The sequence below is a fragment of the Mesorhizobium sp. M1E.F.Ca.ET.041.01.1.1 genome (genome assembly GCF_003997355.1).
In the GTDB taxonomy this organism is placed as follows: Bacteria; Pseudomonadota; Alphaproteobacteria; order Rhizobiales; family Rhizobiaceae; genus Mesorhizobium.
The window spans coordinates 1-13,958 of the sequence record NZ_RZSL01000113.1 but is presented as its reverse complement, the minus strand read 5'-3'; the positions used below and the strand labels follow the sequence as shown (position 1 = coordinate 13,958).

At 62.6% G+C, this 13,958-nt stretch carries 16 protein-coding genes; 10 read left to right on the top strand and 6 right to left on the bottom strand.

What is annotated here, in order from left to right:
* The 5 genes from EOA38_RS12290 to EOA38_RS12270 all read left to right on the top strand — a co-directional run.
* Nucleotides 1-1,320 (top strand): heavy metal translocating P-type ATPase (locus EOA38_RS12290; RefSeq protein WP_127299324.1); only part of this gene is annotated, 1,320 nt, incomplete at its 5' end.
* On the top strand, nucleotides 1,317-1,772 hold the full coding sequence (gene trxC / locus EOA38_RS12285; protein WP_126092054.1) for a thioredoxin TrxC: 456 nt from the start codon (nucleotides 1,317-1,319) through the stop codon (nucleotides 1,770-1,772). The genes EOA38_RS12290 and trxC, both read left to right, overlap by 4 nt.
* Before the next feature lie 208 nt (nucleotides 1,773-1,980).
* The gene (locus EOA38_RS12280) at nucleotides 1,981-2,727 is read left to right on the top strand and encodes a class I SAM-dependent methyltransferase (protein ID WP_126092053.1); all 747 of its coding nucleotides are present in this window, start codon (nucleotides 1,981-1,983) and stop codon (nucleotides 2,725-2,727) included.
* A 174-nt stretch (nucleotides 2,728-2,901) separates the two neighbouring features.
* On the top strand, nucleotides 2,902-3,288 hold the full coding sequence (locus EOA38_RS12275; RefSeq protein WP_126092052.1) for a hypothetical protein: 387 nt from the start codon (nucleotides 2,902-2,904) through the stop codon (nucleotides 3,286-3,288).
* Nucleotides 3,289-3,307: 19 nt separating this feature from the next.
* On the top strand, nucleotides 3,308-3,898 hold the full coding sequence (locus tag EOA38_RS12270; RefSeq protein ID WP_126092051.1) for an NAD(P)H-dependent oxidoreductase: 591 nt from the start codon (nucleotides 3,308-3,310) through the stop codon (nucleotides 3,896-3,898).
* A gap of 12 nt (nucleotides 3,899-3,910) precedes the next feature.
* Here EOA38_RS12270 and EOA38_RS12265 read toward each other — a convergent pair whose 3' ends face one another.
* Together EOA38_RS12265 and EOA38_RS39115 are read right to left on the bottom strand one after the other, a co-directional pair.
* Nucleotides 3,911-4,894 carry a zinc-dependent alcohol dehydrogenase family protein gene (locus EOA38_RS12265; RefSeq protein WP_126092050.1) on the bottom strand — a complete coding sequence of 328 codons (984 nt, stop codon included), beginning with the start codon at nucleotides 4,892-4,894 and terminating at the stop codon, nucleotides 3,911-3,913.
* 153 nt (nucleotides 4,895-5,047) lie between these two features.
* A complete protein-coding gene (locus EOA38_RS39115) occupies nucleotides 5,048-5,218 on the bottom strand; it encodes a hypothetical protein (RefSeq protein WP_189350539.1) in 171 nt (56 codons plus the stop codon).
* A 222-nt stretch (nucleotides 5,219-5,440) separates the two neighbouring features.
* Between EOA38_RS39115 and EOA38_RS12260 the strand changes: the two genes are divergently transcribed.
* Genes EOA38_RS12260 through EOA38_RS12250 form a run of 3 tightly spaced genes read left to right on the top strand, consistent with a single transcriptional unit; the run spans nucleotide 5,441 to nucleotide 8,480 of the window.
* Entirely contained in the window at nucleotides 5,441-6,226 is a 786-nt protein-coding gene (locus tag EOA38_RS12260) for an FMN-binding protein (protein WP_126092049.1), read from the top strand.
* A 26-nt stretch (nucleotides 6,227-6,252) separates the two neighbouring features.
* A complete protein-coding gene (locus EOA38_RS12255; RefSeq protein ID WP_245464886.1) occupies nucleotides 6,253-6,972 on the top strand; it encodes an FAD:protein FMN transferase in 720 nt (239 codons plus the stop codon).
* Complete coding sequence (locus EOA38_RS12250) at nucleotides 6,969-8,480, top strand: RnfABCDGE type electron transport complex subunit D (protein WP_126092047.1); 1,512 nt, start codon at nucleotides 6,969-6,971, stop codon at nucleotides 8,478-8,480. The genes EOA38_RS12255 and EOA38_RS12250 overlap by 4 nt, the downstream gene beginning before the upstream one ends.
* 7 nt (nucleotides 8,481-8,487) lie before the next feature.
* Here the strand turns inward: EOA38_RS12250 and EOA38_RS12245 are convergent, their stop codons facing one another.
* Genes EOA38_RS12245 through EOA38_RS12235 form a run of 3 tightly spaced genes read right to left on the bottom strand, consistent with a single transcriptional unit; the run spans nucleotide 8,488 to nucleotide 10,834 of the window.
* Nucleotides 8,488-9,828 carry a HAMP domain-containing sensor histidine kinase gene (locus EOA38_RS12245; protein ID WP_127299323.1) on the bottom strand — a complete coding sequence of 447 codons (1,341 nt, stop codon included), beginning with the start codon at nucleotides 9,826-9,828 and terminating at the stop codon, nucleotides 8,488-8,490.
* A complete protein-coding gene (locus EOA38_RS12240) occupies nucleotides 9,828-10,493 on the bottom strand; it encodes a response regulator transcription factor (RefSeq protein WP_126092045.1) in 666 nt (221 codons plus the stop codon). Before EOA38_RS12240 ends, EOA38_RS12245 begins: the two co-directional genes overlap by 1 nt.
* Nucleotides 10,490-10,834, bottom strand: coding sequence for a PepSY domain-containing protein (locus EOA38_RS12235; protein WP_245464885.1), 345 nt, complete (start codon nucleotides 10,832-10,834; stop codon nucleotides 10,490-10,492). Before EOA38_RS12235 ends, EOA38_RS12240 begins: the two co-directional genes overlap by 4 nt.
* Before the next feature lie 109 nt (nucleotides 10,835-10,943).
* Between EOA38_RS12235 and EOA38_RS39730 the strand changes: the two genes are divergently transcribed.
* Nucleotides 10,944-11,207 carry a hypothetical protein gene (locus tag EOA38_RS39730; RefSeq protein ID WP_127299322.1) on the top strand — a complete coding sequence of 88 codons (264 nt, stop codon included), beginning with the start codon at nucleotides 10,944-10,946 and terminating at the stop codon, nucleotides 11,205-11,207.
* 57 nt (nucleotides 11,208-11,264) lie between these two features.
* The gene (locus tag EOA38_RS12225) at nucleotides 11,265-11,732 is read left to right on the top strand and encodes a DUF2231 domain-containing protein (RefSeq protein ID WP_126092044.1); all 468 of its coding nucleotides are present in this window, start codon (nucleotides 11,265-11,267) and stop codon (nucleotides 11,730-11,732) included.
* Between the two features lie 207 nt (nucleotides 11,733-11,939).
* On the opposite strand, the gene mgtA is transcribed toward EOA38_RS12225, so the two are convergent.
* Nucleotides 11,940-13,958: magnesium-translocating P-type ATPase (mgtA, locus tag EOA38_RS12220; protein WP_127299321.1), on the bottom strand; the 2,019-nt coding region annotated here is incomplete at its 5' end.

Below are 13,958 nucleotides of genomic sequence, written 5' to 3'. Positions count from 1 at the left end.
ACCGTCAACGCCGGCGAGGCTTTTGTCATGCGGGCATCGGCTATCGCCGACAAGAGCACCTATGCCGCGATCGTGCGCATGGTCGCTGCCGCGCAGACCGCCAAGGCGCCATTCATACGCATTGCCGATCGCTTCGCGCTGCTGCTCCTTCCGCTCACGCTTCTGATCGCCGGCATCGCCTGGTACGTTTCCGATGATCCGGTCCGTGCGCTCGCCGTTCTGGTGGTCGCAACCCCTTGTCCACTGATCCTCGCGGCACCCGTCGCATTCATCGGCGGCGTATCACGTGCTGCCCGCGCCGGCATCCTGATGAAGGGCAGCACGGCGGTGGAGGCGCTCGCTCAGATACGCACCGCGATCTTCGACAAGACCGGCACCTTGACGATCGGCGGCGCCGAGCTCATCGAGATCGACGTCGCTCCGGACCGGGAAGCCAATGAATTGCTGCGACTGCTGGCTTCGCTGGAACAGGCTTCGCACCATGTCCTCGCGGATTCGATTGTCCGTATCGCTCGCCATGGGAACCTGGCGCTTTCCCAGCCTCATGACGTTCACGAACATCGCGGAGAAGGCCTGAAGGGTCGGATCGATCGAACATGGGTCGCGGCAGGGTCGAGGTCGCTCGTCCTTGGGGACGGGCCACTGCCTCAGTGGGCGACGGCCGGCGAGGAACGGTATCGCAACGCTCAGGTGCTCAGGGTGTTTCTGGCTCTCGATGGCCGGCTTGCCGGTATTTTCACATTCGGAGACGCCCTGCGCCAGGATGCCCGCGACGCCGTCGACGCTTTGCGTTCGGTTGGGGTCACCCGAATAGTCATGCTCACCGGTGACGACGGCGTGGCGGCGGAAAGGGTTTCCGCTTCGCTCGATCTCGATGCCGTCTTTGCCGATGCCACGCCGGCGGACAAGGTCGCAACTGTCGAGGCCGAGAAGGCGACGGCGCCGGCGATGATGGTGGGCGACGGCATCAACGACGCCCCTGCCCTTGCCGCCGCGACGGTGGGCATTGCCATGGGGGCTCGCGGCGGAACGGCTTCGTCGGAAGCAGCGGATGTCGTCGTGCTGACCGACAGGCTGCAGCCTGTTTCGGAAGCATTACGGATCGCCAGGCGTACGCGCCGGATCGCCCTGCAGAGTATCGTTGTCGGGTTGGCGCTCTCGGGCGCAGCGATGATCTCAGCCGCCATGGGGCAGATAACGCCGGTGGTGGGAGCCCTGCTTCAGGAGGGCATAGACGTCGCCGTCATCCTCAATGCATTGCGTGCGCTTGGCGACGGGCATTTCGAACACGACCGAGCTAGGAAAGCTGAAAGGCCATGACACAGGAGAACCTGGTGGTTTGCACCAAATGTGGTGCGATCAATCGCCTGCCGCTCACCCGAAAAGGCAGCGACGCGAAATGCGGAAAGTGTGGCACAAGGCTTTTTTCGGGGCACCCGGAAGACATTGACGCGGTGAACTTCGACCGTCAGATCGGTCGCGGCAGTTTGCCTGTTCTTGTCGACGTCTGGGCCCCATGGTGCGGTCCATGCAAGATGATGGCGCCAGCCTATGAAGCTGCCGCCAGGGCGCTCGAGCCTGACATCCGCCTGATCAAGCTGAATTCGGACGCGGAGCAGTCGGCCGCGGTCAGGCTCGGCATTCGCGGTATCCCGACCATGATCCTTTTTCGCCATCAGCGGGAGATCGCGCGCATATCGGGGGCGATGAGCACCGGCCAGATCGTCAACTGGGTTCGCAGTCACCTGCCGACAGCCACCAGCTCAGCCTGAACAAAACTGACCGATTTCGGAATCGGTTAGTTTGCTTAGAACCGAAAATCCTTCCGCCTTTCTCGCACTGGTAGTCGCGAGATATGGTTGCCGCACGTGCTCCAGTTCGTGAGTTGCGTGTCGGTCGGGTGAAATCCACCCCGGCCAATAAAATTGGGTACATTGGTGACCCACCCGATCCATTTACACACGAAAAGGCGTTTCCGCAGTGGACATCCCCCGGATCTTCAACGTCACCGAAAGCGCTCACCGCATCCACAACCCATTCACGCCCGAAAAGCTCGCCACTCTCGGCGCGGCGTTGCGCCTTGAACCAGAGACCCGTGTGCTGGACCTCGGCAGCGGTTCAGGCGAGATGCTGTGCAGTTGGGCACGCGATTACGGGATTAGCGGCACCGGTATCGACAAGAGCCGATTGTTCACCGAGCAAGCGAAGCTGCGCGCCGAAGAACTCGGGGTCGCCGATCGAGTCGAGTTCATCCACGGCGACGCTTCCGGCTATGTGGCCGACGAAAAGGTCGGTGTAGCAGCCTGTCTCGGTGCCACGTGGATCGGCGGAGGAGTCGTCGGCACCATCGAGCTTCTGGCTGAGAGCCTCTACACCGGAGGGATCATCCTCATCGGCGAGCCGTACTGGCTGCAGTCGCCGCCCACGGAAGACGTTGCCAAGGGATGCCTTGCCGGTTCGATCTCCGACTTTCTCATGCTTCCAGGACTTCTCGCGTCTTTCGGCAACCTCGACTACGACGTTGTGGAAATGGTTCTGGCGGACCAGGACGGCTGGGACAGGTACGAGGCGGCCAAGTGGCTCACCATGCGCCGGTGGCTCGACACGAATCCCGACGACGATTTCGCAAAAGATGTTCGAGCCCAACTGACCTCTGAACCCGGACGTTACGCCGCGTACACGCGCGAATACCTGGGCTGGGGCGTGTTCGCGCTGATGGCACGGTGATGTAAAGCGGTTGGTATCCGGCGGATTGTCAACTGTCGTGCAGCGCAACAGATGGTGCGGTGCTCGGGGCAGGCGCAGCCCCTCGAGCACCGCCTGTCCCGTGTCGGTCAAATTGACCCCGATCAAGGTCACACGCGGTCGCTGCGATAGGAATGGCTTTGAAGGAGTTCGCCCATGACCACTTTGCACGACCTCACCCCGAAATTCAGGAACATCCGACTGCTTCTTGCGCGCGAGAAGGGCCATCCGGAAGGAGACCACGAAGAAGGCTACGACATGCTGGCGCCTCTCACCAGCGAGGGGCGGCTCGACGCCGAGGAGTGGAAGACACACCGGGCCTTCTGTCGTGTCCGCCGCTTCCGCACCGGCGAAGACGACCTTGTCGGCCGGTTGCGCCGCAAGCCGGGCGGACAATGGTTCTTCGACTACGCCGAGGGCGACCGTGACGACGAGGTAGGGTTTCATCTCGGCGAGGAGCGCTTCGTGACCGGCGAATATGTCTCGATAAATCGCAATGGGGCCATGCACACCTATCAGGTCGCTCGCGTCGAACAGCCGTAAAGCGGGTCGGACTCAGGCGATGTCACGCCGCATACTCATTGTCATCGGCCATCCCGACCCGTCTCCCGAGCGGCTCTGCCGCGCGTTGGCAGCGGCATATGCCGAAGGCGCGCAACGGGCTGGCCATGTCGTGCGCAAGATCGACCTCGCCGCGCTGGAGTTCCCGCTGCTTCGAACAACGCAGGAATTCGAGCACGGAGTGGTCCCCGACAGCCTCAAGGAAGCTGCCGAGGCAGTCATTTGGGCACAGCACATCGTCTTTGTCTTCCCGCTTTGGCTCGGAACCATGCCGGCCATGCTCAAGGCATTTCTCGAGCAGGTAATGCGGCCGGGGGTCGCGTTCGCCTATCCGGACAAGGGCATCGGACTCCCCAAAACCTTGCTGCGCGGCCGCTCCGCGCGCCTGGTGGTGACGATGGGAATGCCCGCGGCAGTCTATAGGCTTTGGTTCCTCGGCCACGGCTTGGCCGGCATGCGGCGAAGCATCCTCAACTTCGCCGGCATCAAGCCGGTGCGCGAGACTTTGTTCGGCATGATCGCGAACGCCAGCGATGCGAAGCGGGCGGGCTGGATGAAGCAAATGCAGAGCCTGGGTGAGCGCGCCGTGTAGTCGCTGATGAGACTACGGCTGCAGGACCGCGGCCCCGCTCAATCTGCCCATCCGCAAATCGTCCAGCGCCTGGTTGGCCTGCTCGAGCGGATATGTCTTCGTATGCGTGCGCACCCGCGCGCGCCGCGCAATCGGGAAGAACTCCTCCGCGTCACGGCGGGTAAGGTTCGCGACCGACACCAGTTCTCTCTCTTCCCAGAGAAGCTTATAAGGCATTGCTGGAATGTCGCTCATGTGGATGCCGCCGCAGACCACGCGACCGCCCTTGCGCACGGCCCGCAACGCGGCCGGCACCAGTTCGCCGACAGGCGCGAAGATGATCGCGGCGTCAAGCTCGACGGGTGGCAGCTCATCGGACGCCCCTGCCCAGACAACGCCTAGCGAGCGCGCGAATTCCTGGGCCTGGATGTCGCCAGGCCGCGTGAAGGCAAGGACTTCACGTCCCTGCCAGATCGCGACCTGGGTGATGATGTGAGCGGCGGCGCCGAAGCCATAGATGCCGAGCCGCCTGCCGTCGCCCGCCTTCCTGAGGCAGCGCCAGCCGATCAGGCCCGCGCACAGCAACGGCGCCAACGCGACCGGATCGGCAGCGGCGTCGAGTTCGAACGCGAAACGCTCGTCGGCAACGACATGGCTTGCGAAGCCGCCATCCCGCGTATAGCCGGTGAAGAGAGGCTCGTCGCAGAGATTTTCGGCGCCGGAGGTGCAATAGGGACAGTGCCCGCATGTATGCCCGAGCCAGGGAACACCCACCCTCTGCCCAAGCCGGGACCGCGATACGCCTTCACCGACAAGATCGACGATACCGACGATTTCGTGACCCGGCACAAGCGGCAGCTTTGGTCTCGGCAAGTCACCGTCCACGACATGCAGATCGGTTCGACAGACCGCGCATGCCTCCACCTTGAGCCTGATCTCGCCCGGTCCCGGCGTGGGATCGGGGCGATCGAAAAGCTTCAAAGGCGTGCCGCGCTTCTCCAGCACCATTGCCTTCATGGCAATCCCGGCTTCTCCAAAAAATGCAACAGGAACAGACTAGCTGACTGCCCGGCAACAAGAAACGCCAATTGGCATGCCGACTGTCCTAGAAGTATTTGTTTTTGCGCAATTCCGGACGGAAAACCGCTACGCACTTTTCCTGGAATTGCTCTAGCGCGAGTGCCTGACCTTCACCGGCTGAAGCCGATGCCGACCGAAGCCATAGCTTGCCGAAGCCCGCCTGCGCTTCGCGCTGGAAGCTATTTCGAAATAGAGTCCCGCGCCGGCAAGATAAGCAAGGCCGAGTATCCCAGCCCAGATGGCGATGATGTCGGAAGTCATGGTCGGATCCCCTTGGTTGGACGTCGGTTCCGACCAAATAGTTGCCGAGCCAATTCATGCTGGCCTTGATCACGGTCAATCGCACAAACAAACGGCTCACTCGGTGAGGCATGGCTCGATCAAGCCGGCTGACAGCCAGTTGTCAGCTAGCTCGTGAGATATTGCCCCAGCACGCATGCAACGGCTCGGCCGCTGCACGCCTCAACCTGGGATGCATTGCCTATGAAAAAGACCGCCTTGTCGCTCTTCGTGATCGCGTCGTCAGGAGCCTATGTCTGGAGCCAGGCGGGCAAGCTCCCCGCTGACGACCTGATCGATATGGGCGTCCCCGCCAATGCCGCGGAGCAAAGCATGTTGCCGCCGGTCGGCCTGCCGACGCCAGCCGATCCGGTTGCATCGGCAACGCGCCTGCCCAGGGTTCCCCAGAACCTGCGGCGGGAGCCAGCCCCAGAGACGCCCGTCGATGCCGGAACGGACACAGCGGCGACGATATCGGCTGCAGCTCCGAAGCCGGCAGTTGCCGCCAGCCCGCCGCAGGTCCCAAAGCTGCCGCCTTCGCCGCCGAAGCGAAACCCCGCGCCAGCAGCCGCAAGTGTCGCTCAACCGGAAGCACGGTCGTTCTCTGTGACGCCTGCCGTCTATATTCCAATTCCGCAGCCGCGACCGGCAGATCCGCAAGCGCCGGCATACGTGATCCGTACAGGCATGAAGCTCGCCGCCCACGGCTATGCCGACGGGGTCTACACCGGTCCCGCGGCCGACGCATATTACGGCATCATCCAGCTTCAGGCGCTTGTTCAGGGAGGCCGCCTGACGGCGCTCAAGATATTGAGATACCCGAACGACCGCCGCACCTCCGTCAACATCAATCGGCAGGCGTTGCCGATGCTGCGCGACGAGGCGATCAGCGCGCAAAGTGCGGATGTCGACATCATTTCGGGCGCCACGCTGACCAGCAGGGCCTTCATCCAATCGCTTGGCGGCGCGCTCAAGAAGGCGTCGTCGTAAATTTCATGCGCGAAACGAGAATATTGATGGGCATGCCCATCACCATCGACATCGGCGGCTCGGCCGACGACCTTGTCGAGAGGGTTTTCGACTATTTCGACGACGTCGACCGGCGTTTCAGCACCTATCGGACGGATAGCGAGATCTCAGCCATCAATCGGGGCGACATTCCGGTCCGCGACTGGAGCGGCCAAATGCTGGACGTGATGAAGATCGCGGAGCAAACCAGAAGGCAGACGGACGGCTATTTCGACATCCATAGACCCGACGGCGCGCTCGACCCCTCCGGCATCGTCAAGGGCTGGGCCATCCGCAATGCGGCCGAAATCGTCCGCCAGGCCGGCGTGAGCGACTTCTTCATCGAGGCGGGCGGCGACATCCAGTCCTGCGGCAGGAATGCTTCCGGTCGGGACTGGAGCGTCGGCATCCGCAATCCGTTCCATACGGATGAGATCATCAAGGTGATCTATCCGCGAGGACGCGGTGTCGCTACCTCCGGCACCTATGCGCGGGGCCAGCATATCTACAATCCACGGGCGGGCCGTGATCCGATCACGGATATCGTCAGCGTTACGGTCATCGGCCTGGATGTGCTCGAGGCCGACCGCTTCGCCACCGCCGCTTTCGCCATGGGCCGGAATGGCATCCTCTTTCTCGAGCAGGCCGAGGGCCTCGAGGGATATCTTGTCGACAGCAACCGGCGTGCCACGCCGACAAGCGGCTTTGGAGCATTCTGCCAACCATGATCAAGACCGTGGATCGACTTCTGGACCACCTGACCATGTATCGGCTGGTTCTCTACTACCTGATGACGCTGCTGGGCGCCGCCTTGGTGTTGAGCGCCGCAGGGCTGGTGCCGCATGATCCGGTCGAACTCGCCTTTACGACCGGTTTGGTGCTGGCCGCCGGCTGGATCGCCAACAGGGTTTTTGCACGCATCTTCGAAGTTCCCGCCAACAGCGAGTCTGTCTACATCACCGCGATGATCCTGGCGCTCATCCTCGATCCGGTTGCCGCCACCGACTTCAAGGGCATCGGCGCCGTGGCATTCGCGTCGGTCTGGGCGATTTCCTCGAAATACATCCTGGCCGTCGGCAGGAAACATCTGTTCAATCCGGCCGCGCTGGGCGTTGCTTTGACCGCGCTCTTGCTCGATCGACCGGCCACATGGTGGGTCGGAGGCAATGCCTGGCTGCTTCCCTTTGTGCTCGTGGGCGGCGTTCTCCTGGTGCGCAAGCTACGCCGGCTCGATCTCGTGGCCGCATTCTTTGGGGTGGCGCTGGTCACGATACTGGCCACGACCGGCCCGTCCCAGTATGGCAGCGCTCTTCGGGAGACTTTCAGCTCGTCGCCGCTGCTGTTCTTCGCCTTCGTGATGCTGACGGAACCACTGACGGCTCCGACAACACGCTGGCCGCGTATCGCGTTTGCCGCCATCGTCGGCTTTCTGTTCGCACCCAACATCCATATCGGCTCGTTTTATTTCACGCCCGAGCTCGCACTTCTGGCGGGCAATCTCTTCGCCTACGCCGTGGGCCCGAAGGGCCGGTTCGTGCTGACTTTGGAACGCATCGAGCAAACGGCCGTCGATAGCTACGACTTCATCTTCAGGTCGCAGCGAAAGCTCGCCTTCCGGGCGGGCCAGTACCTTGAGTGGACGCTTGGCCTCGACAGGTCCGACAACCGCGGCAACCGGCGCTATTTCACGGTGGCTTCATCCCCTACCGAGCAATCGGTACGGCTGGGCGTCAAATTCTATCCGCGGTCAAGCGCCTTCAAGCAGGCGCTGGGCACCATGAAGCTGGGCGGCACGATCCACGCCTCGCAGTTGGCCGGCGATTTCACGCTGCCGTCCGATCCCGGCATCAAGATCGCATTCCTCGCCGGCGGCATCGGCATCACGCCATTCCGCTCGATGCTGCGCTATCTCATCGATCGCAAGGAAGCGCGACCCATCGTCGTTCTCTATGGGACGGAGAGCCAGGAGGACATCGCCTATCGGGAAGTGCTCGGCGAGGCGAGGCGCGAGCTGGGCATAAGGACGTTCCACGCCGTGGCCAAGGGCGCGCTGCGCGGCCAGTATCCCGGTTATATCGACGCCCGCCTGGTGCGCCTCACCATGCCCGACTATCTCGAACGCACCTTCTACATCTCCGGCCCGCAGGCCATGGTCAAGGCTCTGCGGCAGAAGCTCCTGGCCATGGGCGTTCGCCGCTCCAGAATCAAGGTCGACTACTTCCCGGGATTTGCCTGACCGCCGCTCAACCATGCCGAGGCAGGTAAATGGTCACCGCCAGACCAGCGTTGGCATTAGCCATTTCGAGGCGGCCTCCATAGGCTTCGACGATATCCGAAACGATCGCCAGGCCGAGGCCGCTGCCGCCGCCCTTGCTGTCGAGCTGAACGCCACGCAACAAGGCGGCATGCCGGGCGGCCTCGGGGATACCCGGCCCATCATCGACCACGGTGATTATGACCTCGCCCGCTCTTGCGGACGCGCTCACATGAACCAGGGATTTCGCGAAACGCGTCGCGTTTTCCACCAGATTGCCGAGAATCTCCGACAGGTCGCCTTCGTCGACCGGCGCCACGAAATCCTCAGCGGCATCGACCACGAATGAGAGCTGCTTGCCCCTTGGCGTGCGTTTGACGACGGCAATCACGCCGGCCGCCACCTCCCGGACAAGGCACGCGGCCTTGCCGGAAACACCAGGCGCCAGACGGGCGCGTGCCAGCTCCCGCTCGACGTGGCGGCGAATTGCGCCCGCGCTCTTCTCGATTTCGTCGGCAAGCCCGGTCTCGCCCTTTTTGCGTAAAGTCCGGATATCGGCGGACAGGACCTGCAGGGGTGTCTTGAGGCCATGCGCGAGATCGGTGGCGCGCGAGCGGGCGCGAGCGAGAGCTTTCTCCTGGGCGTCGAGCAGGCGGTTGATTTCATCGGCCAATGGCTGGACTTCGCTCGGCGCGGCCACGTCAAGCCGCGCCGTCCGCTGCGCAATCACCTTTTTGACGGCAACCCTCAGGCTTTCCAGCGGCGCCAAACCAACGGTGATCTGGATGAAGAACGCTCCCATCAGCGCGAAGGCGAGCATCGTGAGCGCTGGCGCGAGATCGCGGACATACTCGCCCACCGACACTTCGACGTTGCGATGGTCTTCCGCCACGATGGCGCGAAAGGCCCGCCCGTCGGCATCGGTGATCGTGCGCACGACGGCGACGGTGAGCTCTCCGCCGGGCCCCTTGAGCTCTTCCTTTCTCAGCTCGCCATTGGCCACCTTTTCCGGCAAGGTCAGCGTCGCATCCCACAGGGAGCGCGATCGCACGAGGCTATGCGTGGCCAGATCTTCCACCTGCCAGTAGTGGCCGGACAACGGGCTGGCAAAACGCTGGTCGGCCAGCGCCGCTTCGACCGACAGCCGGCCGTCGGCTGCGAAACTCGTCGCGCCGATCAGGTCATTGAGGTCGACGGTCAGCTCACTGACGACCCGCCGCTCGACGTTCAGTTCAAACAGATAACGCAGGCCAACGCCGGCGATGGCCAGAGCAATGATAATCGATACGGCCGCCGCCGACCAAAGTCTGAAACGGATCGAATTGCCCATCAGCCAGGCCCGTCAGGCACGAGATATCCGAACCCGCGTCGCGTCTCGATGATGTCATTACCGAGTTTGCGCCGCAGACGCGCGACGATGACCTCGATCGTGTTCGGATCGCGTTCATTGCCTGAACTATACAGATGTTCCGCAAGTTCGGTTGGCGGGACCACGCGGCCGGCATGATGCATCAGAAACGCCAGCAAGCGGTATTCCAGCGGCGAAAGTGCCACTGGAGCGCCGCGGAGCGAAATGCGCATCTGGCGCGTGTCGAGCAGCAAGGGGCCCGATTGCAGGACAGGCGCCGCCTGCCCGCTTGAACGGCGCAGAATGGCGCGCAGCCGCGCCAGCAGTTCCTCCATTTCAAAGGGCTTCGGAAGGTAGTCGTCGGCGCCGGCGTTGATGCCTTCGACACGCTCGGTCCACAGGCCCCTCGCCGTCAGGATCAGAACTGGAAAGCGGCGGCCATTGGCGCGCCAGCGCTTCAGCACCGTGAGACCGTCGAGTTTCGGCAATCCCAGATCGAGGATCGCTGCATCATAGCTCTCGACATCGCCTGCAAACCAGGCCGCTTCGCCATCACCCACAATATCGACGGCCATGCCCGACGCCTTCAAGACCGCCGCGATGTCGGTCGCAATGCGTGGTTCGTCTTCGGCCACCAGGATTTTCATCTGTCGTCGCCTTCACCGCCCACAACGGCGCCGGCCCTGGCGTCGACGTCGACGATCCTGCGGCGACCGTCGGCAGCGACCACCTGAACCCGATAGACCCACTTGCCTCCTGAGCGAATGAGATCGACGGCGACAATCTCACCGGGAGCCTTGGCTCGGACGATGCTCAGAATACCGGCAAGGCCCTCGATCTCGCCGCGTTCATATAGATCGCGTGCCCGATCGTGGTCGTCGTCGTCGTCTTGCGCCCGAACGGCAAATGGCGCGGCCAGGACAAGTCCGGCCACGCTCAGAGCTGCCAAGCGCATCAGTGCGATTTTCATGGAAGCGAGCTGTCGCATGCGGAAGCTGTCAAACCGCTGTCAATCATCGTCAGCCGGCGGCAAGGACCGGGTCTCTATCAAAGGGCATCGCGCTCGATCGTGGGCGCGCAGAGAAGGATCCGAAACCATGCGCAATGTCCCTGTTTTGCTTGTCGCCCTTGCAGGCCTCACCGCTTTTGTCATACCCGCCGCCGCTGAATCCAATCACGGGTCATGTGCACCCTCCTCCACAGCTTTCGGCCCAATCGACCTTGAGGCGATCCCCATGATGAACACCATCGGTCCCAAGGCGGTCAAAGGCGTCGGCGACGACGAGTGTGACGGCGGCAAATCCGTATCCGGCGCCCGCGGCGGTCAGGAAGACGAAGAATTCGGCGACAGCGACGATTGACAGGCGATCGAGCGTCCAACGGCTGCCGCCCTCACTGTTTCTGGAGAAGAATTTCCGATGCCTGCAATTCAGCATGTCCATCCCATTCTGGTGCACTTCCCTATTGTGCTCATCTACACACTTGTGATCATCGATCTCGCCGCGCTTGCCGGAAGCAATGCCGTAACGATGCGTTCGGGCGTAGGGACGATTTCCACCTTTGTTGCCGTCACCGCGGGATTGTTCGCCGTCGTCACCTGGTTCTTCGGCGGCATGGCCCTTGACTACGCCGAGGCCGCCGGTTTCAGCAGCGAGGTCGCCGAGATCCATGAGAGCTTGGGCACGATCAGCGCCTTCACCTTTCTGGGCTGGGGCCTCATCCGACTCGTGCTGTGGGTGCGAAATCGCGAACTGGGGACGTTGACCCTCGCCATACCCGCTATTGAAATAGCCGGCGCGGCCCTTGTCACGGCAACAGGCTATTACGGCGGGCAGCTTGTCTACGACCTTGGCGTGAACGTCGCCAAGGCCGCGGTCGGAGGCTGACAATGGACCAACCGGCCTGGCGGGGTGGTGACCGTCATAGCGCACGGGCGGCGGCCCGTGCCCAGGCATGCAAGCCCCTTGCCGCCAGCCGGTCGAGCAGGCCTCGGCTCGGTTCCAAATCGCACGCCCTCTGCTCATGGAATGGTCTTTTGCATCGGTGCGGGCAGTCGCGCCCGGCTGGTTGGTCTGCAAGCCGCTTCCTCCCTCTCATCCAGAGGCGTGGGCCGATTTGCCTGTCGTTTGCCTCTCATGTTTGCCCGCCGTTCGTCTGCGTTTGCCTCGGCTGCCGTGCTCGAAAAGCCAGGTCTTGGTGACCTCCGACACGATGACGTACAGCGCCGTGATCGCGAGCAGCCCGGCCAGCACCGGTCCCGGCAGCGGGACGAACCCGAACCAATCGGCGAAGGGAGCGAACGGGATTGCGATGGCAATGGCGCCAATGCCCAGGGTGAGAACCGCAAGCAAACGGCTGGGACGGCTGCGCCATAGCCTCTTGTGCGTGCGCACGACGAGCACGATGGCGAGTTCCGTCAGCAGGGATTCAATGAACCAGGCAGTCTGAAACGTGGTCGCCGCGGCGCGTACGACAAGAAGAAGGAATGCGAAGGTCGCGAAGTCGAAAAACGAGCTCACCAGTCCGAAACTCACCATGAAGCGTCGGACGAAACGGATGTCCCAGCGCCGCGGCCTGCGTAACTGATCGGCATCGACGTTGTCGCTCGCGATGGCCAGGGCAGGAATGTCCGAAAGGAAGTTGTTCAGCAGGATCTGCTTGGCCAGCAGCGGCAGGAACGGCAGGTAGAGCGAAGCGGCGGCCATGCTGATCATGTTGCCGAAGTTGGCGCTGGTCGTGATCGAGATGTATTTCATCGTATTGGCGAAGGTCTTTCGGCCATCATCGACGCCCTGCACCAGCACGCCCAGATCGCGCTTGAGCAGGATGATGTCCGCGGCCTCCCGGGCCACATCGACAGCCGTATCGACCGAAATGCCTATGTCGGCTTCATGAAGCGCCGGCGCGTCATTGATGCCATCCCCAAGATAGCCGACGACGTGGCCGCTCCGGCGCAGCGCCTCGACAATGCGTTCTTTCTGGTTCGGATCGATCTCGACGAACAGATCGGTTCTGCGGACACTGGCCAGAAGCCCGTTCTTCGTCAGTCTCGACAGGTCGTCACCGGTCATGATCCTGTCGGCCCGCAGGCCCACGGCCTCGGCCAGATGCGCGGCGACATAGCGGTTGTCGCCTGAAATGACCTTTACTCCGATGCCGCGATAGGCAAGTGCCGAAAGCGTTTCCCGCACGCCCTCCTTTGGCGGGTCGAGAAAGAGCAGGAATCCCGCGAACGCCATTGCGGTTTCGTGGTCGCGGCTGAAGCTTGCATTGTTCTGAAATCGCCGGATCGCCACGCCGAGGACGCGATACCCTTGCGCGCTCCAATGCCTGAATTTCTCCTCGATGGCCTGGCGTTCCGCCGGGCCCAGGGATTTCGGGCCGTGCGGACCCTGCACGAAGGCGCACGCATCGAGAACGTTCTGTACGGCCCCCTTGGTGATAAGGATCTGTTCGCGCGCCCCCTGCTGCACGGCGACCGACAGCCGCTTGCGGACAAAATCGTATGGGATCTCGTCGATCTTGGTGAACCCGGACAGATCCTCCTGTCCGGGTTGCGTATTCGCTATTGCTTCGTCCAAGGGATTCTTCAGCCCGGTCTGCAAAGTGGCGTTCAGCAGCGCCCAAAGCAGAACATCCTTCGAGGCATTGCCCTCGACGTCGAACGATCCATCGAGGTGGATGACGCCCTCTGTCAGCGTTCCCGTCTTGTCGGTGCAGAGCAGGTCCATGCTGCCCAGGTTCTCGATCGCATCGAGACGACGCACGATGACACCGCCGGTGGCCATTGTCCGCGCGCCTTTGGCCAAGGTGACGCTGATGATCGCGGGCAGCAGTTCGGGCGTCAGGCCAACCGCCAGGGCAAGCGAAAACAGCAGCGATTCGATCAACGGCCGGTCGAGCATCACATTGGCGAAGAACACCAGGATGACGATCGCAAGCATGATCTCGGTCATCAGATACCCGAACATCCTGATGCCGTGAGCGAACTCGGTCTCCGGAATCTTTCGCTCCAAGGCTTCGGCGATCGATGCGAACTCGGTCTTCGTTCCCGTGGCGACCGCAAGCACCTTTGCCGTTCCGCTGCGAACAGAAGTGCCGGTGAAGACCGC

Bases quoted from the DNA above. Each gene is read 5' to 3' on its own strand.
- EOA38_RS12250 (WP_126092047.1), top strand. From the start codon at position 6,969: ATGATCAAGACCGTGGATCGACTTCTGGACCACCTGACCATGTATCGG.
- EOA38_RS12265 (WP_126092050.1), bottom strand. From the start codon at position 4,894: ATGAAGGCAATGGTGCTGGAGAAGCGCGGCACGCCTTTGAAGCTTTTC.
- EOA38_RS12260 (WP_126092049.1), top strand. From the start codon at position 5,441: ATGAAAAAGACCGCCTTGTCGCTCTTCGTGATCGCGTCGTCAGGAGCC.
- trxC (WP_126092054.1), top strand. From the start codon at position 1,317: ATGACACAGGAGAACCTGGTGGTTTGCACCAAATGTGGTGCGATCAAT.
- EOA38_RS12240 (WP_126092045.1), bottom strand. From the start codon at position 10,493: ATGAAAATCCTGGTGGCCGAAGACGAACCACGCATTGCGACCGACATC.
- EOA38_RS12235 (WP_245464885.1), bottom strand. From the start codon at position 10,834: ATGCGACAGCTCGCTTCCATGAAAATCGCACTGATGCGCTTGGCAGCT.
- EOA38_RS12225 (WP_126092044.1), top strand. From the start codon at position 11,265: ATGCCTGCAATTCAGCATGTCCATCCCATTCTGGTGCACTTCCCTATT.
- EOA38_RS39115 (WP_189350539.1), bottom strand. From the start codon at position 5,218: ATGACTTCCGACATCATCGCCATCTGGGCTGGGATACTCGGCCTTGCT.
- EOA38_RS39730 (WP_127299322.1), top strand. From the start codon at position 10,944: ATGCGCAATGTCCCTGTTTTGCTTGTCGCCCTTGCAGGCCTCACCGCT.
- EOA38_RS12255 (WP_245464886.1), top strand. From the start codon at position 6,253: ATGGGCATGCCCATCACCATCGACATCGGCGGCTCGGCCGACGACCTT.
- EOA38_RS12275 (WP_126092052.1), top strand. From the start codon at position 2,902: ATGACCACTTTGCACGACCTCACCCCGAAATTCAGGAACATCCGACTG.
- EOA38_RS12245 (WP_127299323.1), bottom strand. From the start codon at position 9,828: ATGGGCAATTCGATCCGTTTCAGACTTTGGTCGGCGGCGGCCGTATCG.
- EOA38_RS12270 (WP_126092051.1), top strand. From the start codon at position 3,308: ATGTCACGCCGCATACTCATTGTCATCGGCCATCCCGACCCGTCTCCC.